Source organism: Rhizobium johnstonii 3841 (genome assembly GCF_000009265.1).
Classification (GTDB): domain Bacteria; phylum Pseudomonadota; class Alphaproteobacteria; order Rhizobiales; family Rhizobiaceae; genus Rhizobium; species Rhizobium acaciae.
This window is the reverse complement of the sequence record NC_008380.1, coordinates 4,864,529-4,884,617: the sequence shown is the minus strand read 5'-3', so window position 1 is coordinate 4,884,617 and position 20,089 is coordinate 4,864,529. Positions and strand designations below refer to the sequence as shown.

Annotated in this window: 14 protein-coding genes; 11 read left to right on the top strand and 3 right to left on the bottom strand. The window is 63.0% G+C overall.

All coding sequences use genetic code 11. The features are described 5' to 3' along the window. Positions 1–3 precede the first annotated feature (3 nt). From RL_RS23670 to RL_RS23650, 5 genes are all read left to right on the top strand, one after another. Complete coding sequence (locus RL_RS23670; protein WP_041936511.1) at positions 4–912, top strand: amino acid--[acyl-carrier-protein] ligase; 909 nt, start codon at positions 4–6, stop codon at positions 910–912. Further along, on the top strand, positions 903–1,895 hold the full coding sequence (locus RL_RS23665; protein WP_173364454.1) for a DUF1839 family protein: 993 nt from the start codon (positions 903–905) through the stop codon (positions 1,893–1,895). The genes RL_RS23670 and RL_RS23665 overlap by 10 nt, the downstream gene beginning before the upstream one ends. 16 nt (positions 1,896–1,911) lie before the next feature. Further along, on the top strand, positions 1,912–4,392 hold the full coding sequence (locus RL_RS23660; protein ID WP_011653946.1) for a glycoside hydrolase family 2 protein: 2,481 nt from the start codon (positions 1,912–1,914) through the stop codon (positions 4,390–4,392). 45 nt (positions 4,393–4,437) lie between these two features. Further along, positions 4,438–5,616, top strand: a complete 1,179-nt coding sequence (locus tag RL_RS23655; protein ID WP_011653945.1) for a glycosyltransferase family 4 protein — start codon at positions 4,438–4,440, stop codon at positions 5,614–5,616. A gap of 82 nt (positions 5,617–5,698) precedes the next feature. Next, complete coding sequence (locus RL_RS23650; protein ID WP_011653944.1) at positions 5,699–9,010, top strand: oligosaccharide flippase family protein; 3,312 nt, start codon at positions 5,699–5,701, stop codon at positions 9,008–9,010. A gap of 73 nt (positions 9,011–9,083) precedes the next feature. Here the strand turns inward: RL_RS23650 and RL_RS23645 are convergent, their stop codons facing one another. From RL_RS23645 to RL_RS23635, 3 genes are all read right to left on the bottom strand, one after another. Further along, on the bottom strand, positions 9,084–10,262 hold the full coding sequence (locus RL_RS23645) for a glycosyltransferase family 4 protein (protein WP_041936510.1): 1,179 nt from the start codon (positions 10,260–10,262) through the stop codon (positions 9,084–9,086). 147 nt (positions 10,263–10,409) lie between these two features. Beyond that, positions 10,410–10,646 carry an Lrp/AsnC ligand binding domain-containing protein gene (locus RL_RS23640; protein ID WP_003543721.1) on the bottom strand — a complete coding sequence of 79 codons (237 nt, stop codon included), beginning with the start codon at positions 10,644–10,646 and terminating at the stop codon, positions 10,410–10,412. A gap of 68 nt (positions 10,647–10,714) precedes the next feature. Then, positions 10,715–11,623: a LysR family transcriptional regulator gene (locus RL_RS23635; protein WP_028742634.1), complete on the bottom strand. Its 909-nt coding sequence runs from the start codon at positions 11,621–11,623 to the stop codon at positions 10,715–10,717. 84 nt (positions 11,624–11,707) lie between these two features. Here RL_RS23635 and RL_RS23630 point away from each other — a divergent pair, with 84 nt between their 5' ends. The 6 genes from RL_RS23630 to RL_RS23605 all read left to right on the top strand — a co-directional run bounded on the left by RL_RS23630 (position 11,708) and on the right by RL_RS23605 (position 20,051). Continuing rightward, positions 11,708–13,138 carry a 2-oxoadipate dioxygenase/decarboxylase HglS gene (locus RL_RS23630; protein ID WP_011653940.1) on the top strand — a complete coding sequence of 477 codons (1,431 nt, stop codon included), beginning with the start codon at positions 11,708–11,710 and terminating at the stop codon, positions 13,136–13,138. A gap of 68 nt (positions 13,139–13,206) precedes the next feature. Next, complete coding sequence (locus tag RL_RS23625; RefSeq protein WP_011653939.1) at positions 13,207–14,490, top strand: NAD(P)/FAD-dependent oxidoreductase; 1,284 nt, start codon at positions 13,207–13,209, stop codon at positions 14,488–14,490. 25 nt (positions 14,491–14,515) lie between these two features. Beyond that, complete coding sequence (locus RL_RS23620) at positions 14,516–16,054, top strand: L-piperidine-6-carboxylate dehydrogenase (RefSeq protein ID WP_011653938.1); 1,539 nt, start codon at positions 14,516–14,518, stop codon at positions 16,052–16,054. A 209-nt stretch (positions 16,055–16,263) separates the two neighbouring features. Continuing rightward, entirely contained in the window at positions 16,264–17,286 is a 1,023-nt protein-coding gene (locus RL_RS23615; RefSeq protein ID WP_011653937.1) for an iron ABC transporter substrate-binding protein, read from the top strand. Between the two features lie 63 nt (positions 17,287–17,349). Then, on the top strand, positions 17,350–19,017 hold the full coding sequence (locus RL_RS23610) for an ABC transporter permease (RefSeq protein ID WP_041936509.1): 1,668 nt from the start codon (positions 17,350–17,352) through the stop codon (positions 19,015–19,017). After that, a complete protein-coding gene (locus RL_RS23605) occupies positions 19,014–20,051 on the top strand; it encodes an ABC transporter ATP-binding protein (protein ID WP_011653935.1) in 1,038 nt (345 codons plus the stop codon). The genes RL_RS23610 and RL_RS23605 overlap by 4 nt, the downstream gene beginning before the upstream one ends. Positions 20,052–20,089 lie beyond the last annotated feature (38 nt).

Here is a 20,089-nt window from a genome sequence, read left to right as displayed (position 1 = left end):
GTCATGGATATGCAGACCTCGTTTCTGGACCGGCTTTTCGAATCCGGTCTGCTGATCGATACCGGCATCGACGGGCTCTACGGTCGTAGCGGCCAGTTCGAAGAGGTGATCGCTGCCTTCGAGCGCCTGATCGACACGTTCGGCGGCGCCGATGGTGCCGAAGCCATGCGTTTTCCGCCCGGCATGAACCGCGCCTTCTTCGAAAAGAGCGGCTACATGAAGAGCTTTCCGCAGCTCGCCGGCACGGTGCACAGCTTCTGCGGCAGCGAGCTCGATCATGTCAGCCTGCTGCAATACATGGAAGTCGGCGAAGACTGGACCAGGGGACAGGAGGCGACCGACATCGTACTGACGCCGGCTGCCTGCTATCCGCTCTATCCGACGATCGCCAAGCGCGGCAACCTGCCGAAGACGGGCGGCCTCTTCGACCTGCAATCCTATTGCTTCCGCCACGAGCCGTCGAAAGACCCTGCCCGCCAGCAGCTGTTCCGCATGCGTGAATATGTCTGCATGGGCACCGAGCTGCACGTCACCGATTTCCGCCAGCGCTGGATGGATCGCGGCGTCGAGATGATGAAGGCCGTCGGCCTCGAGGTGACGATCGACGTCGCCAATGATCCGTTCTTCGGCCGCGCCGGCAAGATGCTCGCCAATAATCAGCGCGACCAGAACCTGAAGTTCGAGCTGCTGATCCCGATCACCTCGGCTGCCAATCCGACAGCCTGCATGAGCTTCAACTACCATCAGGATGCCTTCGGCACGAAGTGGGGTCTCAATCTCGAAGACGGCAGTGTCGCGCACACCGCCTGCGTCGGCTTCGGACTGGAACGCATCGCCCTTGCCCTCTTCCATCATCACGGGCTCGATGTGAAGCAATGGCCGGCCAGCGTACGGAAAGCGCTGTGGGGCTGAGCAAATCGATGACATCGGTATTTTCGGGGGTATTTTCGGGAATTGACCCGGAAACCTACCGGGCCCATGCGCTGCATTCCGGCGAGCGCGCCTGGCCGGAAACCAATTGTTATGTCGATCTCTGGATCGAGGTTCTGGCGACATCAGGCGTTGCGCCAGAGGCGATGCTGGGTTTTACCCTGACGCAGGATTTCGAGGGCGACCAGTTCACTTTCTTCAAGGTGCCGCTCGAGGATCTGGAAGCGCTCTACGGCATTCGTGCGACCGAGCTTGCCATCTACGACCGTGTCGAACGCCATGTCGAGGTTCAGATCGCGCGGGCTCGTCTCTGCCTGATCGAAATGGATTCCTTCTACATGCCGGATACGCGCGGCACTGCCTACCGGCAGGAGCACGGCAAAACGACGGTCGCGATCAACCGGCTGGACGTTGCGGCCAAGCGCGTCGATTATTTCCACAATGCCGGTTATTTCCGTCTCGAAGGCGAGGATTTCGACGGACTGTTCCAGCTGTATCTGACGGAAAACGACCCGCCGTTCCTGCCCTATACGGAATTTGCGCGTTTCCCGGAAAGGCCGGCAGACGAGGCGCATCTGCGCGCGACTGCGCGGCGGCTTGCCGGTTTTCATTTTGCCCGGCGTCCCCGCGAAAACCCGATCCGCGCCTTTGCAAGCGTCTTTCCGCAACAGGTCGAAGCGGTGGCGGAACGGCCGTTCGGCTTCTTCCACAAATACGCCTTCAACACGCTTCGCCAGGTGGGCGCCAATTTCGAGCTGGCGGCCGATTACCTCACCTGGCTTTCCCCTGGTGAATTCGCCGCTGCCGCCGAGCATGCCGGGCGTATTTCGGAGGTGGCGAAATCGGTGCAGTTCCAGCTTGCCCGCGCCGTCACCCGCAGGAAGTTCGAGCCGTTGCAAGCAGCACTTGATCCGGCCGCCGATGCATGGGATTCCATGATGGCGTCGCTTGCGGGGCGAATCTGAGGCCGGAGATCTGACCATGCGGGGGCGTTTGGCAAGCATCGGTGCCGAGGAAAGTCTACTTTCCGAAGGCTGGAACCTGATCCTGACGGAGCCGGGCGCCTGCGCCGTGCCGCACGACATCCCGCTTTCTGCACAGTTCATTCCAGCACCCGTTCCAGGCACCGTCGCCGCAGCGCTTGAAAAAGCCGGGCTCTTCGACCGGGAAAATCCCGAGCCGCTGAACACGCGGGATGCCTGGTATCTCTGCCGGCTTTTCGATGCCGAACCCGGCGACGCGATCCTGCGTTTCGCAGGGCTGGCGACGCTCTGCCACGTCTTCCTGAACGGCCAGGAAATCCTGTTTTCCGAGAGCATGTTCACGGCGCACGAGATTCCGGTGACGCTTTTGGGCGGCGACGAGCTGGCACTGTGCTTCCGGGCGCTCGGCCCTCGCCTGTCGGAGCCGGGCCCCCGCGCGCGCTGGCGGCCGCAGATGATTACACCGGCGGGCTTGAAGAATTTCCGCACGACGCTGCTCGGCCATATGCCGGGCTGGTGCCCCGATATCCATGCCGTCGGCCCGTGGCGGCCGATTTCGATGGTGCGGCGTCATCCCGTCTCGATCGACAATGTCTCCATCCGCGCCGTATTGGAGGAGAGTGGTGTCGGCCGCCTCAGCGTTTCCCTGCATAGCAATGCCGAGGATCCGGCAATGCTGCTGCGCTGCGGCGGGATGGAGCAGCCCTTCGAGAAGGTCGGCGACAGTCATTACTCCGCTATCCTCAAGCTTTCCGACATCGAGGCCTGGTGGCCGCATACGCATGGCGCTCCGCGTATCTACGCGCTGACACTGGTTTCCGACGGCGTGGAATATCCGCTCGGCAGGACCGGCTTCCGACGTATCGACGTCGACCGTGGTGCCGATGGCGACGACTTCGCGCTTCTCGTCAACGGCGAACGCATCTTCTGCCGTGGTGCCGTGTGGACGACGGCCGATATCGTGCGATTGCCGGGCGGGCGGGCGGATTATGAGCCGTTCCTGCGGCTTGCCGCTGCAGCCGGCATGAACATGATCCGCATCGGCGGCACCATGGCCTATGAAACGCCTGATTTCTTCACGCTCTGCGACGAACTCGGTCTGCTCGTCTGGCAGGACTTCATGTTCGCCAATTTCGATTATCCGCGCAACGACAAGGCTTTTCTTGGTCACGTGCATGCGGAGGTCGAGGAATTCCTGCACGGCGTGCAGGCGTCGCCTTCGCTGGCTGTGCTCTGCGGCGGCAGCGAAGTCCACCAGCAGGCGGCAATGCTCGGCCTGCCGGCGGAATTCTGGAGCGGGCCGGTCACTGATGAAATCATCCCGGCGGTCGTCGCCCGCATGCGCCCCGACGTGCCCTATGTCCCGAACTCGCCATATGGTGGAGCGATGCCCTTTTCGCCCAATGCCGGCATTGCGCATTATTACGGCGTCGGCGCCTATATGCGGCCGATTGCCGATGCGCGCCGCGCCGATGTGCGTTTTGCCTCGGAAAGCCTCGCCTTCGCGCATGTGCCGCAGCAAAGGACGCTGCAGCGTCATCTCGATGTGCCCGCCGTCCATAGCCCGCTGTGGAAGGCCCGCGTGCCCCGCGACCGCAGTGCATCGTGGGATTTCGAGGATGTTCGCGACTTTTACCTGCAGCTTCTCTACGGTTCCGATCCGGCTGAGCTGCGCCGCGAAGATCCGGAACGCTATCTCGATCTCTCCCGCGCCGTTACCGGCGAGGTGATCGAGGAGACTTTTGCCGAATGGCGGCGCAAGGGCTCCGCCTGCAATGGCGCGCTCGTTTGGACGCTGCAGGATCTGCTGCCCGGCCCCGGCTGGGGAGTGATCGACTCCACCGGAGAGCCGAAGCCGGTCTGGTATGCGATGCGCCGTGCATTCCGGCCGGTGCAAGTGGTCTTCACCGACGAGGGAACGAACGGTCTCGACGTGCATGTCGTCAACGAGACGGATGCAGCGCTCGATGTCGAGCTCGAGGTCGTCTGCCTGCGCGGCGGAAAACAGCAGGTCGTCAGCGGCAGCAGGGCCTTCAAGCTGGCGGCAAGAGACACGGAGCGCCTTGCCTGCACCGCGCTGTTCGGCGCCTTCTTCGACACGACCTATGCTTTCCGTTTCGGGCCGCCGGCGCATGATGCCAGTGTGGCGCGCCTGCGCTCGCTGGCGGACGGCGCCATTCTCGCCGAGAGCTTCCACTTCCCGTGCGGACGGGGGAAGGCGTTGCATGATGCAGGTATCGAAGCATCATTCACCAGAGACGGCGACGACTGGTTCGTTGACCTCAGGACCGACCGGCTGGCGCAATCTGTGCATATCGACGTCGAAGGCTATCGTGCCGACGACGACTGGTTCCACCTTGCCCCCGGCGCGATGCGGCGCGTGAAGCTCCACGCGCTGTCCGGCGTGGAAAGCGATATTCCGCCTGCGGGCGAAATCAGAAGTCTAGGCAGTTCGCATCGCGTCGCAATCGAGGGCTGACGCCGCTGCGAAGGATGGTGCCGATCCATTGGGAAAGACCGTGATTTGAGAACGATATACCGCTTTCTGCGCGCCCATGTCCTGCAGCGGCTGATCCCGCGGTCGCGTCTTGCCTTCAATCCGCGCAAGCCGGTGGAAATCGTCGGCTATCTCTCGATGGCGGTCGGCGTCGGCGAATCGGCAAGGCTCTGCGCCGGCGCATTGTCGGAAGCTGGGCGGGCGATTTCGCTCTCCGACGTCAGCACGCATCCTGACGAGAATTCCTTCGCCGGATGGATGCCCTCGCATCTCTCCACCGAACCTGCGGGGAGCCGGATCTGGCATCTCAATCCGCCGATGCTGCCGCGCGCCATCCTGAAGAAGGGCGTTGCGAATTTCACCCGCGCCTTCAACATCGGCTATTTCGCCTGGGAGCTCGAAGTCGTGCCGACCGAGTGGCGCAATGCGATGCATTACATGAATGCCGTCTTCGTGCCGTCGGAATTCACCAGGCGGGCGATTGCGCCCCTCACTGCGGCACCGGTCATCGTCGTTCCGCATCCTGTCACCGAGAAGCCGACAACGGAAAGCATGCGCCAGAAATTCGGCATCGAGGAAGACGCCTTTCTCGTCAGCTTCATCTTCAGCGCCGGCTCCTCGATTAACCGGAAGAATCCGCAGGCCGTCATCGAGGCCTTCCGGATATTTGCCGGCGAATGCCCCAGCGCCTTCCTGTTGATGAAGGCCAGCGGCGATATCAACAAGGATGAGGGCCTGCGCGAACTGGTCGCCTCGGTTAAGGGCAATACCCGGATCAGGATCGTCACCGACAGGATGTCGAACTCCGATATCAACGGCCTCATCCGCTGTTCAGACGCCTATCTTTCGCTGCATCGTTCCGAGGGTTTCGGGCTGACGGTGGCCGAGGCGATCATGCAGCGTACGCCCGTCATTTCCACGGCCTGGTCGGGCACGGTTGATTTCTGCGATCCCGACAATAGCTGGCTGGTTTCCTCTCCCCTCATTCCGGTGGTCGATACCCATCCCGAATTTGCCGGGCTCGAAGGCGCGGTCTGGGCCGATCCCTCACCCGAGGCGGCCGCCGCGCACCTGCAAGATATCTTCCGCACACCCGAGCGTGCACGAGAGAAGGCCGAGAAGGCGCGGGAGTTCCTGCTGCGTTACCTCACGGAAAACAGCTACGAGAAGGCGCTTCAGACGCTGGCGGCGATGCAGGCGAGCTAAGGTGCCACTCCGCTTTATTTTAACATTTTCGCATTAGAGATGGCTGGTATGCGGCGGTAGGCCGATCCTGACGGATGGACAGATGTCGAAGGGTATTATCGCAAACTCGGTGATGAACGGTGCGGCAGGCATGCTGCTGCTTCTGACGGGCTTCGTTTCCTCGATCATAACCGCGCGGTTGCTCGGGCCGGAAGCCAACGGCATCGTCGCCTTTTCGCTCTGGCTGGTGGTGACCGGCGCCTCGATCGCCGAGCTCGGCTCCAGCATCACGCTGCTGAAGACCTTGCCGCAACTTTCGGCGGAAGGCTTCGACGCGCGCCGCAGGCGGGGTTTTGCCGCCATCCTCGTCAGCTTCATGATGTTCTCGACCGTCGTGCTGCTGGCGCTCTACGCGCTGTTCTTCCTCACCTCCGAAAAGATGCACTGGGCCGACACCGCACCATCCGTCGCTCTGGTCACGGGAGTGCTGTTCTTCATCCAGGCGATCGGTTCCTTCGTCAAATTCTACCTGATCGGCGAAAAGAAGCTTGGCGCCTTCTTTAAGCTGACGGTCGCCGTCTCGATCGTGCAGCTTGCCGGCGTTGCCGTCGGCGCCGTCTTCTATGGCGTCGAAGGCGTTCTCGTCGGTTATGCGCTCGGCCAGCTGGTGCTGTTTTTCGCCACGCTGCCGATCCTTCTGGCGCGGCGCGACTGGTGCGGGGTCTCGCTGAAATATCTCGCCTCCTCCTCCGTCATCCTGTCGATCCAGTTCATCATCGATTCCATTTTCCTCAACCGGCTCGAGCTGCTCTTCCTGCAGCAGTTCTGGTCGGTGGAGATGGTCGGCTATTATGCCGTCGGCCTGTCGATCGCGAATATCGCGCTGCAACTGCCGATCCAGATGACCGGCAGCCTGCTGCCCTATTATTCCGAGCGGCGGCACAGCAGCGACGATTCGACATTGCCGGTCGAGGTCTTTGCCGCCGTCACCCGAAGCATGGCCTATATCGTGCTACCGATGAGCCTCGGGCTTGCCGCGATCTCCAGCGAATTGGTGATTGTGGTGTTCGGCGAAGCGTTCCGCCGCAGCGGGACGGTGGTGGCACTGCTTGCGCTCGTCGCTCCCGCCTATACCTTCATGCAGATCCTCAGCCTCTACCTGCTGTCGATGGACAGGGCCCGCTCCCGCCTCAACATCAGTGTGATAGGTGGCCTACTGATGGTAGCGGGTTGTTTACTGATCGTACCTAGGCTTGCGGCCGAGGGCGCCGCAATCGTGCGCATCCTCGTATTCGTTGCGATGTCGATGATGATGATCAGACAGACAGGATTCGGATCCCAGCTTTCGGGTCTCTACGCAAGCCTGACGAAGGTGACGCTCGCCTCCGTCCTCTGCGCTTGCGGAGCGACTTCCGTGCTGGAATTCGTCCAGGGTCCGGCCGGATTGGTCGGCGCGATCATCGCCGGCGCATTCGCCTATTTCGCAGCACTCCGGGTGCTGCGCGCCGTGCCGGGCGAGGATGTCGAAGTCATGCGCTCCATTCTCGAGAAGATGCCGTCCCTGCTGCGGCGACCGGTCGGCCACGCGATCAATTTCATTGCGCCGCGGCTTCCCGGCGATCCCGATCGCGCCAAGGTCGCGCCCGGCGAATTCTCGCTCGAACCGGCCGAGGGCGCGGGACGCAGCGCCGCCCTGCCCGTCGTCTTCGACGGCACGATTGGGCTGTTCATGCCTGAAAATCCTCTCGCCAAAAAACGTTCGGCCGCCGTGCTCTTCGTCAGCCCCTGGGGTTTCGAGGAGATGTGCAGCCGCAAATTCTTCCGCGTCGCGGCCGAGCATTTCTCGGATATCGGCGTGCCGAGCCTGCGCTTCGACTATCGCGGCACTGGCGACGCGCTCGATTTCGACGCACTGCCGGCGAGGCTGGAAACCTGGGAAGATTCGATCCGTGCGGCCACCGACAAGCTGAAGTCGCTGAGCGGCTGTGACCGCATCATCCTCATCGCACAGGGCCTTGGTGCGACGCTTGCCCATCGCGTCGGTTCCTCGATCGAGGGCGTCGACAGCCTCGTCATGCTGGCGCCGGTGCTGAGCGGCCGGGCCTATCTGCGCGAACTCAACATGTGGTCCAAGATCATCGATGCCGATCTCGGCCTCGGCAAAGAGCATATCCAGACTGCCAAGGTGCAGATTGCCGGGCTCGTCATGCCCGAAGAGATCGCCGCCGAGCTCGGCAAGCTCAACATCACCTCGCCGCAGGGGCTCGCAACCTCCCGCTACCTGATCCTCGAACGTCCTGCCAAAGCCGAGGATACCGGCTTTGCCGATGCGCTGAAGGCGCTTGGCGCCGATGTCGAGCAGAAGGCTTTCGAAGGCTATGACGAACTCGCCACCAACCCGCTGTTTGCCAAGACGCCGATGACTGTCGTGGCGCTGCTGACGGCGTGGCTGGAGACAAGGACGACGGAGACATCCGCCGCCCATTCGTCGGCAGCGATCGACAACCCGCCGCTTGCCGGCGACGGTTTTGCGGAAACGCCGGTCCGTTTCGGAAGCCATAATCATCTGGTCGGCGTCGTCAGCCGGCCGCTCGGCGAGATCAAGGGCAATGCCGTGCTCTTCCTGTCGACTGCCTATGACCGGCATGCCGGCTGGGGACGCACGACGGTTGATATGGCGCGCGAGCTCGCCCGCCAGGGCGTCGTTTCGCTGCGCTTCGATTCTGCCAATGTCGGCGACAGCCCGCCGCGGCCGGATGCGCCGGAACAGGTGCTTTATTCGGATACGCAGACCGCGGATGCAGTCGCCGCGCTCGACCTGCTCGAAAGCGTCGTCGCCGGCCCTGTCATGGTCGCCGGCCGATGCAGCGGCGGCTATGTCGCCTTCCGCGCCGGCGTCGCCGACGAGCGCTTGAAGGCTGTCGTGTCGATCAATCCCTTCGTCTATTACTGGGATCCTGACATGCCTGTGCGCAGGGAGCATGTCGTCTCCGTTCCCCGCAGCCTCGATGACTACAGCCAGCGCCTGGCGCGGCTCGACACGCTGAAGCGGCTGCTGCGCGGCCAGGTGGATGTCGTCTCGGCGTTGCAGAACATCGTCATCGCCGCCGGCCGCCGGCTGTCGCCGTGGATCGCGCCGCTGCTCGAGCTGCTTCCCGACCGGCGCCATATCGCCCGCGAGGTTCGGCACTCCTTCGCGCTGTTCGGCAAACGCAAGGTGCCGCTGACGCTGATCTACAGCGAGGGCGATGTCGGTCTCGACCACGTCTATTTCCACTTCGGGCCGCACGGCGCCAAGCTTTCTCGCTATCCGAACGTGCGGCTGCTGATGTTGCCGGATGCCGACCACAATCTGACGCCGCCGCAATCGCGCAAATTCGTGCTCGACGAGATCATCCGTCTGGCGAGAGCGTGACCGGAGATTTTACAGCGCCGCGCGTCTTTTCACACGGGCAACGCTGTAGCGTCTATGCGGTAGAAAGACAGGATCAGATGCTTTCTGCGGCGACGACATCAAGCGATCTGTAGAGATCGATATAACGTCCGGCGACAATATCCCAGGAATAGCCGCGGGCGGCGTCGAGAAGCTCGGCGCGAACGGCGTCCGGTTGGCGCAAAAGAGCTTGATGGGCCGCTTCGATCGCCTTGGCGGCGCGCTCAGGATTGGTGAAATCGGCAAGCATGAGAACGGGATGCCGGGTGGCAAGCGTCGCAAAGGCATCGTTGGCGTTCAGCACCGGCAGGAGGCCGGCACTCATCGCCTCCAGCGCCACCAGGCCGAAACCTTCATATTCCGAGGCGGAGGCGAAAATCGAGGCTTCTGCGATAATGCGTCGGATCGTGTCGTTCTCGGGCGACACATGCAGGGTGACGCGGCCGGACAGATGACGGCTTTCGATTGCGCCTTTGACATCCGCCCGGTCCAGGTCGGATTCGGCGCCGACAATGTCGAGATGCCATTCCGGGTCACGGGTCTTCAGCTTGGCCATCGCATCGAGCAGGTGGTCCAGCCGCTTGTTCACCGAGAACCGGCCGATCGTGACGATGCGGCGCTTTGCCCGGCGCGAAGCGGTGTCGGCGAACTTGCCGATATCGGCGCCGTTTTCGATCAGCAGGCTGTCGGGCACGATCTCGGAAAACTGCTTGAGGTCGGAGGCGCTGCAGCAGACGACGCGGCGGTAGGCCATCGCCGAAGCGCGGGTCAGCGTCCGGAACCAGATCTTCTTGATCGTCGCGTATTTCTGCGTGTGGAAGAAGCCGCCATGGGTAGTGACGATCATCGGCTTGCCGTGCAGCAGCCGGCCCCAGGCGAGCGCGTCGAAGAAGAAGTCGATGGCATGGACATGGACGAGATCGGCATCGGCAAGATGGCGGAAAACATGCGGTGCCAGCGGATAGCGGCTGGTGCCGAACCAGGGAATGCGCACCACTTCGATGCCGTCGATATCTTCGCGAAGCGGCAGCTTATCCTCAGGCGCGGTGAAGAGCGAATCCAGCGTGACGACGCGCACGCGGTAACCGCGGCGCACGGTCTGGCGGGCGAGATTGGCGACGACATCTTCCAGGCCGCCGCGATTGGGCAGGAACTGGCGCACGACATGGACGATCAGCGGAGCCGTTTCCAACTGCGGCATCGCGTGCGCCCTATCTGCCTCGACGATCGACATTTTTCACCTATCGCTGGACGTACCCGCCCGTGCTGATGCGGGCCTGTGATAACAACGACCAGATATGCCCGGCGTTAAGGCGCGGTTTAGGCGACGTCCTGCGAGGGCCAATCTTCGCGAAAAAGGTTAACCGTGTCTGACGGGAATTCAGAATGCCTTAAAGGTCAGCGTCGTCAGCGAGCGGACGATGCCGGGAATATTGGCGATGTTGTCGTTGATGAATTTGCCGATATCCTGGCCTTCCTCGATATAGACCTTCAGCAGCAGATCGTAGTCGCCGCTGGTCGAATAGAGCTCCGAGACCAGTTCGGTCTGGTAGATGGCGTCGGCGACATCATAGGTCTTGCCGGGTGCGCATTGGAGCTGGACGAAGATCGGCTTCATGGAGATTTCCTGCAAAGTTGTTTGGGCCGCATAATGGTCGAAAGCGCCATGCCGATGCAAGCCGTTCGTCACACAGCCGGGTTGGCGGTGGCTTCTGCGACGATCCAGTCACGAAAGGCGGCAAGCGGCGCATAATCGGCGCGCTCGGGCGGAAAGGCGAGATAATAGCGCTCGCGGCTTTCCATTTCACGATCGACAGCGGCGACGAGATCGCCGCGCCTGATCTCCTCCTGCATCAGGAATGTCGGCAGCAGGGCGACGCCAAGGCCGGCGATTGCCGCCTGCGCCGCCGTGGCGAACTGGTCGAAGAGCATGCCGTGCACGCTTTCGAAAGAAACGCCGTTGCTGGCGAACCATTGCTCCCAGGCGTCGGGACGTGTCGTCAGATGGAGAAGCGGAACAGCGAGCAGATCCTCCGGTCCTGAGATAGTATATTGCTTCAGAAAATCCGGACTGCAGGCCGGCACCGTGCGCTCCGACATCAGAAACTCGAGTTCGGCGCCCGGCCAGTGCGGATGGCCGAAATGGATGGCGGCGTCGATTGAATCGAGGCGGAAATCGAAGGGGGAAAGCCGGGTCACCAGATTGATGGTCACGCCGGCATTGGCGGCGAGAAAGCGTCCCAGGCGCGGCGCCAGCCAGCGCGTGCCGAAGGTCGGCAGGATGGCGAGATTGAGCGTGCCGCCGTGGGGATTGGCGCGCAGGTTCAGCGAAGCGCTCGATATTCGACGCAGGGCCTCGCGAATCTCACGGGCATATCCGTCGCCGGCAAGCGTCAGCCGCATGGTCTGGCGTTCGCGCAGGAAGAGCTCGACGCCAAGCTGCTCCTCCAGCGCGCTCACCTGGCGGCTGACGGCGCTCTGCGTCAGATCGAGTTCACGCGCCGCTGCCGTCACGCTGCCGGTGCGGGCAACCGCCTCGAAGGCGGCGAGATGCGAAATCGATGGCAGAAAACGTCTGGACGTCAGCATGGTCATTCCGTTTCAGAATGGGCTATTTCCGAAATAGCGATATTTGCGGCTTTGTCGCGCGTGTAAAGAGGTTCATCCTGCAAAAACGGAATGATCCGGAGTTTCCCAATGCTGCAAGCCTTCGTTTCCCCAGATCGCATCCGATCGCTGTTTACCGAGGCGATGTCGCAGATGTACCGGGCGGAGGTACCGCAATACGGCATGCTGATCGAACTGGTGGCGGATGTGAATGCCGGCTGCCTCGAGAATGATCCCGATCTGCGCGATCGCCTGGCCCGCGCCGGCGAGCTGGAGCGCATCGATGTCGAACGTCACGGCGCCATCCGGCTCGGCACGGCCGACGAACTCTTCACCATTCGGCGGCTGTTTGCGGTCATGGGCATGCAGCCGGTCGGCTACTACGATCTTTCGGTCGCCGGCGTGCCGGTTCATTCCACCAGCTTTCGGCCGATCGACGAGGCGGCGCTCAACGTCAATCCGTTCCGTGTCTTCACCTCGCTGCTGCGACTGGAACTGATCGAGGACGAAGGGCTGCGCGGCGAGGCCGAAGCCATTCTGGCGAAACGGCGGATCTACACGCCGCGTGCGGTCGCGCTGATCGAGCGCCACGAACAAAACGGCGGCCTCACCGAGGCGGAGGCGACGGAATTCGTCGCCGAGGCGCTGGAAACCTTCCGCTGGCATGGCGAAGCGACAGTCAGCGCCGAAACCTACAAGCGGCTGCACGATGCGCATCGGCTGATCGCCGATGTCGTCAGCTTCAAGGGGCCGCACATCAACCATCTGACGCCGCGCACGCTCGATATCGATGCGGTCCAGGCCCGCATGCCGGAACGCGGCATCACGCCGAAGGCGGTCATCGAAGGACCGCCGCGCCGCCATTGCGGTATCCTGCTGCGACAGACGAGTTTCAAGGCGCTGGAGGAAACGATCGCCTTTTCCGGTGATGACGGCGCGATACAAGGGACGCATACCGCCCGCTTCGGCGAGATCGAACAGCGCGGCGTGGCGCTGACGGCGAAGGGCCGGATGCTCTACGACCAGCTGCTCGCCTCGGTTCGCGGCGAGGTGCAGGTCGGCGCCGGCGGCGCCAAGGCCGGCGCCTATGACGACGAACTCGCCGCGCGTTTCAAGGCGCTGCCGGACAGCTGGGACGAGCTGCGCAGGGCGGATCTGGCCTTCTTCCGCTATTCCGCGACGCCTGCGGGCATTGCGGCTGCGGTCGGCAGCATGCTGCCCAGCGATCCGGAGGCGCTGATCGCCAAGGGTTACCTCGCCTTCACCCCGATCGTCTACGAAGACTTCCTGCCCGTCAGCGCGGCCGGCATCTTCCAGTCGAACCTCGGTACCGACCAGCAGCAGAACTATGCGACCCGCTCGAACCGTGACGCCTTCGAGGCTGCACTCGGCGCCACCGTCCAGGACGAACTGGCGCTCTACGCCGAACGCCAGGCGGCATCGCTGGATTGGGCGCTGGAGGCGCTCGGCCTTGCGGGCTTGCCGTTGAAGACCGTTGCGTGAAATGGCAGGTTCAACACCTTCTTTTATGCACTAGAGTATCCGCGATTTCGCTCTGATCGGACTGAGCCATGCTGAATGATCCGCGCTCCCACGGCCTCTGGGAAAAGACAGCGCCCGAACCGCCGACGACCTCGCCTCTCGACGGCGCGATGTCGGCCGATGTCGTCATCGTCGGCGGCGGTTACACCGGCCTCTCTTCTGCCCTGCATCTCGCCGAAGCCGGGTCGAAGGTGGTGTTGCTGGAAGCCAAAGAGATCGGCTTCGGTGGTGCCGGGCGCAATGTCGGGCTGATCAATGCCGGCATGTGGGTGATGCCGAACGATCTGCCCGGCGTGCTCGGCCCGGTGCATGGCGAACGTCTGCTCGATCTGCTCGGCAATGCGCCGAAGCTCGTCATGGAACTGATCGACAAGCATCAGATTGCCTGCGAACTCGAACGGAACGGCACGCTGCATTGCGCGGTCGGCGCGGACGGGCTGAAGGAAATCGAGGATCGGGCGGCGCAATGGTCCGCCCGCGGCGCAGCCGTGACGCTGCTCGATGCAGCGGAAACGGCCAAACGCATCGGCAGCGATGCCTATACCGGCTCGCTGCTCGACAAACGCGCGGGCACGCTGCAACCGCTTGCCTATGCGCGCGGTCTTGCCCATGCCGCCGTCAAGGCCGGCGTCACCATTCACACATCCAGCCCGGTCATCGGGACGGAGCGCAATGGCGGCCGCTGGACCGTGAAGACGGCGAGCGGCGAGGTCAGCGCGGAGTGGATCATCGTCGCGACGGATGCCTACAGCACCGGCCCGTGGGAGCAGGTGCGCAGCGAGCAGGTGCATCTGCCCTATTTCAATTTCGCCACTGTGCCGCTCGGCCACAATCTGCGCCAGTCGATCCTGCCGGGGCGGGAAGGTGTGTGGGATACCAAGGAAATCCTCTCCTCCTTCCGCATGGATCAGGCTGGCCGCCTCGTTTTCGGCAGTGTCGGGGCGTTGCGCAATACCGGACTGGCCGTACACAGGGGCTGGGCCAAACGCGCATTGAAGCGGCTCTTCCCAGATATCGGCGACGTCGAATTCGAATGTGAATGGTATGGCCAGATCGGCATGACCGACAATGCGCTGCCGCGCTTCCACAAATTCGCACCTGGTGTGGTCGGCTTTTCTGGCTACAATGGCCGCGGCATTGCCCCTGGTACGGTCTTCGGCCGTACGCTGGCGGAGCATATCCTCGGCCGGCTTCCGGAAGCCGATCTGCCGTTGCCGCTGACTTCGCCCACCGAGCCAAGCTTCCGTGCACTCAAGGAAATATGGTACGAAGCCGGCGCTCAGGTCGCCCATTTCGCCGATGCCCGCTTCTAAGCACAATAAGATTGGAAACACGACAATGACCATCGCCGTCCTCGATCTCGCCACCGAAACCGCCAAGCTGCTTGCCGAACTCGGCGTCGATGCCAGCCGCTATCACGGCGGCACGCTTTCCGTCACCTCGCCGGTCACCGGCAAGGAAATCGGCAAACTCAGGGAACATTCCGTTTCCGAGACGAAGGCGGCGATCGAAGCGGCGCATCGGGCCTTCCTCGAATGGCGTGCCGTGCCGGCGCCGAAGCGCGGCGAACTGGTCCGCCTGCTGGGCGAAGAACTGCGCGCCTCCAAGGCGGCGCTCGGCCGTCTCGTTTCGATCGAGGTCGGCAAGATCACCTCCGAAGGCCTCGGCGAAGTGCAGGAGATGATCGACATCTGCGATTTCGCGGTCGGCCTTTCCCGTCAGCTTTACGGCCTGACGATCGCCACCGAACGCTCCGAACACCGGATGATGGAAAGCTGGCATCCGCTCGGCGTGATCGGCATCATCTCCGCCTTCAATTTCCCGGTTGCCGTCTGGTCGTGGAATGCCGCACTTGCGATGGTCTGCGGCAATTCTACCGTCTGGAAGCCCTCGGAAAAGACGCCGTTGACGGCGCTTGCCGTGCAGGCGCTGTTCGAAAAGGCGCTGAAGCGTTTCGTTGCCGAGGGCGGTACCGCACCGGCCAATCTGTCGACGCTGATCATCGGCGGCCGCGAGGTCGGCGAGGTGCTGGTCGATCATCCGAAGATCCCTCTGGTTTCCGCCACCGGCTCGACGGCCATGGGCCGCGCCGTCGGTCCGCGGCTGTCGCAGCGTTTTGCCCGCGCCATTCTCGAACTCGGCGGCAACAATGCGGCGATCGTCTGCCCGAGCGCCGATCTCGACCTGACGCTGCGCGGCGTCGCCTTCTCCGCCATGGGCACGGCCGGCCAGCGCTGCACGACGCTGCGCCGTCTCTTCGTGCATGAGAGCGTCTACGACCAGCTGGTGCCGCGCCTGCAGAAGGCCTATGGCTCCGTCACTATCGGCAACCCGCTCGAGACCGGCACGCTTGTAGGGCCGTTGATCGACGGTCAGGCTTTTAAGAACATGCAGGCAGCGCTCGGCGAGGCGAAATCGGCCGGCGGCACGGTGACCGGCGGCGACCGCGTCGAAACCGGTTCGACCGAAGCCTTCTACGTTCGCCCGGCGCTTGTCGAAATGCCCGATCAGACCGGCCCGGTCGAGCACGAGACCTTCGCGCCGATCCTCTATGTGATGAAGTATAGCGATTTCGACGAGGTGCTGGCACTGCACAATGCCGTGCCGCAGGGGCTGTCGTCGTCGATCTTCACCAACGACATGCGCGAGGCCGAAACCTTCGTCTCCGCTCGCGGTTCGGATTGCGGCATCGCCAACGTCAATCTCGGGCCGTCGGGCGCCGAGATCGGTGGCGCCTTCGGCGGCGAGAAGGAGACCGGCGGCGGCCGCGAATCCGGCTCGGATGCCTGGAAGGCCTATATGCGCCGCTCCACCAACACGATCAATTACGGCAGGACGCTGCCGCTGGCGCAGGGCGTCAAGTTCGACGTCGAATAAGCCGGCTGCAAAGGCGCAAAAGAGGGCGGCGCTCACGGAGTGTCGCCTTTTTTGCTCAATCGAGATTTATTCCCTTGTAATATGAAATATTTAGTCAAGATATTGTGATGGCTTTTCCGGCAAAGACAAACTTGAAATCGGCAGTCAGGAAAAATATACGCCTCTCATCGCCCTTGGAGAGCTCGGGTGACATCGCCACGGAGGCCATCATGAACATTGCTCTTAACCGTTTTTCTGGCGCACTAGCGCTTGCCGCTTCGCTTCTCTCGGCCACCGCGCTCGCAGGCAGCGCCAATGCGCAGGACGAAGGTCTCGTTGTTTACAATGCCCAGCACGAAAGCCTGGGCCGCGAATGGATCGCTGCTTTCACCAAGGAGACCGGCATCAAGGTCACCATGCGCCAGGGCAGCGACATGCAATTCGCCAACCAGATCATTCAGGAGGGCGACGCCTCTCCCGCGGATATCTTCCTGACCGAGAATTCGCCGGCAATGACGCTGGTCGATGGCGCGGGCCTCTTCGCCCCCATCGAAAAGGAAACGCTGGATCAGGTTCCGGAGCAGTATCGCCCGGCTGACGGCATGTGGACCGGCATTGCCGCCCGCACCACCGTTTTCGTCTATGACAAGACGAAGCTCACCGAAGACAAGCTGCCGAAGTCGATGCTCGACCTCGCAGATCCCGCCTGGAAGGGCCGCTGGGGTGCGGCACCTGCCGGTGCCGACTTCCAGGCCATCGTCGCCGCCCTGCTGCAGCTCAAGGGCGAACAGTCGACGGCCGACTGGCTGAAGGCTCTCAAGGAAAACGCCACGCCCTACAAGGGCAACAGCGTCGCCATGAAGGCGGTCAACGCCGGTGAGGTCGAAGGCGCGATCATCTATCACTATTATTGGTTCGGCGATCAGGCCAAAACAGGCGAGAACAGCAAGAATGTCGGCCTGCACTACTTCAAGAACCAGGATCCGGGCGCTTTCGTCAGCGTTTCGGGCGGCGGCGTCCTGAAGTCCACGCAGCACATGAAGGAAGCCCAGGCTTTCCTGAAGTTCCTCACCAGCAAGGCTGGCCAGGCAGTCCTCAAGGACGGCGATTCCTATGAATATGCCATCGGCAAGGATGCGCCCTCCAACGACAAGCTCACTCCGCTTGCCGATCTCAACGCGCCGAAGGTCGAAGCTTCGACCCTCGACAGCAAGAAGGTCGTCGAGCTGATGACGGCCGCCGGCCTGATCTAACGTTTCTGCCGCAGGCTTCCGCCGGCCAAAACTATTGCATTTGGCTCAAGAAAACCTTAGGGCATGACGATATCCGGCAACCGTCTTTCAAAGGCGGTTGCCTTCCTTTTTCAGCGTGTAAAGGCATCGGCCTTGCTGCAGGACAACAGATTGCTCGCATCCGGCAACCAGGCGCCGGTCGCGCCTAGGACCGCGCGAATGGTTTTGCCGCGCGGACGCATGCCGCACGCTTCCGTGATCCTGCTTGCAGCCGTCGTCGCGATCTTCAGTCTCGTGCCGCTCGGCTTCATCGGCTGGGTCACCTACGATGTCGGCTGGGAAACGGTGAAGACCCTGGTCTTCCGGCCGCGTGTCGGCGAACTTCTCGTCAATACGATTCTCCTGGAATCGATCACCATTCCGCTGTCGATCGCGCTTGCCGTGACGCTTGCCTGGCTGACGGAGCGTACGGACATTCCTTTCGCGCGGCTCTGGGCCTGGCTTGCGATCGCCCCGCTCGCCGTGCCTGCCTTCGTGCACAGCTATGCCTGGGTTAGCCTCGTTCCCGGCATGCGCGGCCTGCAGAGCGGCGTCTTCGTCTCGGTCATCGCCTATTATCCGTTCCTCTACCTGCCGGTCGTCGCAGCGCTGCGCCGTCTCGATCCGGCCATCGAGGATGCTGCGGCCTCGCTTGGTCTTAATCCCTGGCGGGTCTTCTTTCGCGCCGTGCTGCCGCAGTTGAGGCTTGCCATCTGCGGCGGCTCCCTGCTGATCGCGCTGCATCTGCTTTCGGAATACGGCCTGTTCGTCATGATCCGGTTCGACACGTTCGCGACGGCGATCGTCGATCAGTTCCAGTCCTCCTACAACAGCCCTGCCTCCAACATGCTCGGCGGCGTGCTCGTCGCCTGCTGTCTTTTTCTGCTTGGCTTCGAGGTGCTGGTGCGCGGCAACGAACGTTATGCCCGCGTCGGCTCCGGCTCGCCACGTCCGGCGGACCGCCGCCGGCTGGGCTGGTTCACGGTGCCGGCCGTGTTGCTGCCCGTCATCCTGGCGGCGCTGACGCTCGGTGTGCCGCTGGTGACGCTTGGCCGCTGGCTCTATCTCGGCGGCACCGATATCTGGCGCATCGAAGTCGGCAGCGCCTTCCTGCAGACGATCGTGCTTGCCGTTGTCGGCGGCGTGCTGGCGACGATTGCCGCAGCACCGATGGCCTGGCTTTCCGTACGGGCGCCCGGCCGCCTCCAGCGCGTGCTCGAAGCCTGCCATTATTATGTAGGCTCGCTGCCGGGCGTCGTCGTGGCGCTGGCACTGGTAACGATCACCGTGCGTCTCGTGCTGCCGCTCTATCAGACCTTCGCAACGCTGCTCGTCGCTTATGTGATGCTTTTCCTGCCGCGCGCCATGGTCGGGCTGCGTGCCAGCATCGCCCAGGCGCCGGTGGAGCTGGAGCGCGCCGCGATGGGCCTCGGCCGTACCCCGGGTCAGGCGGTGCGGCAGATCACCATGCGGCTTGCAGCACCGGGAGCGGCCGCTAGCGTCGCGCTGGCCGCACTCGGCATCACCAATGAACTCACGGCGACACTGATGCTCTCGCCCAACGGCGTCGATACGCTGGCGACGAAATTCTGGTCGCTGACCAGCGAGATCGATTATGTTTCGGCCGCCCCTTACGCCTTCATGATGGTCGTGCTGTCGCTGCCGCTCACCCTGATGCTCTATACCCAATCGAAACGGACCGCCGGCCAATGACGCTGCTCACGATCGAGAACATCAGCAAGCGCTATGGCCCTGTCCAGGCGTTGAAAGATATTTCGCTCGAGGTCTCGGCGGGCAGCCGCACGGCGGTCGTCGGTCCGTCCGGTTCGGGCAAGACGACGCTGCTGCGCATCATTGCCGGCTTCGAGCAACCGGATGTCGGCAGGGTGACGCTGGATGGTGACTTGCTCGCGGACGGCCCGGCGACAGTACCGGCGCATAAACGCGGCATCGGCATCGTCTCGCAGGACGGCGCGCTGTTTCCGCACTTAAGCGTTGCCGAAAATATCGGCTTCGGCTTCGAACGAAGGGCAGCGGATCGCGAGAAGCGCGTGCTCGAGCTGCTCGATATGGTCGAGCTCGACCGCGGTATGCTGACGCGGCGCCCGCATCAGCTTTCCGGCGGCCAGCAGCAGCGTGTGGCGCTCGCCCGCGCGCTCGGCCGCAAGCCGCGGCTGATGCTGCTCGACGAACCTTTCTCGGCACTCGATACCGGCCTGCGGGAAAATATGCGCAAGGCGGTTGCCCGCGTGTTGCAGGCGGCCGGCATCACCACCATCCTCGTCACCCATGACCAGGAAGAGGCGCTGACCTTTGCCGATCAGGTCGCGGTCCTGAGAGAAGGACGACTGATCCAGGCCGGATCGCCGCAATCACTATATCTGCATCCGCGCGACCGCGAGACGGCACTGTTTCTCGGCGATGCCGTGCTGCTTCCCGCCATCATCCGCAACGGCTTGGCAGACTGCGCCCTCGGCCATGTCGCCGTCGAAGGCAGTCGTCAGGGCAAGGCGGAGATCATGCTGCGGCCCGAGCAGATCCGCGTCGTTGCCGATGAAAGCGATCACAGCTATGGCGGGCGTGTCGTCGAGGTGGAATTCGGCGGCGCGGTCTGCACGGTTGCCGTCTCGCTCGACGGCGTTGCACTGCCGCCGATCCTGATCAAGACCTCGAGCGTCGCTCTTCCGGCGCGAGGCGATCTCGTTCGCCTCGATATCGCCGGCAAGGCGCATGTCTTCGAGAACTAAACTAAGAGCCCGCACCTCCTATTGGACGCGCGGGCTCT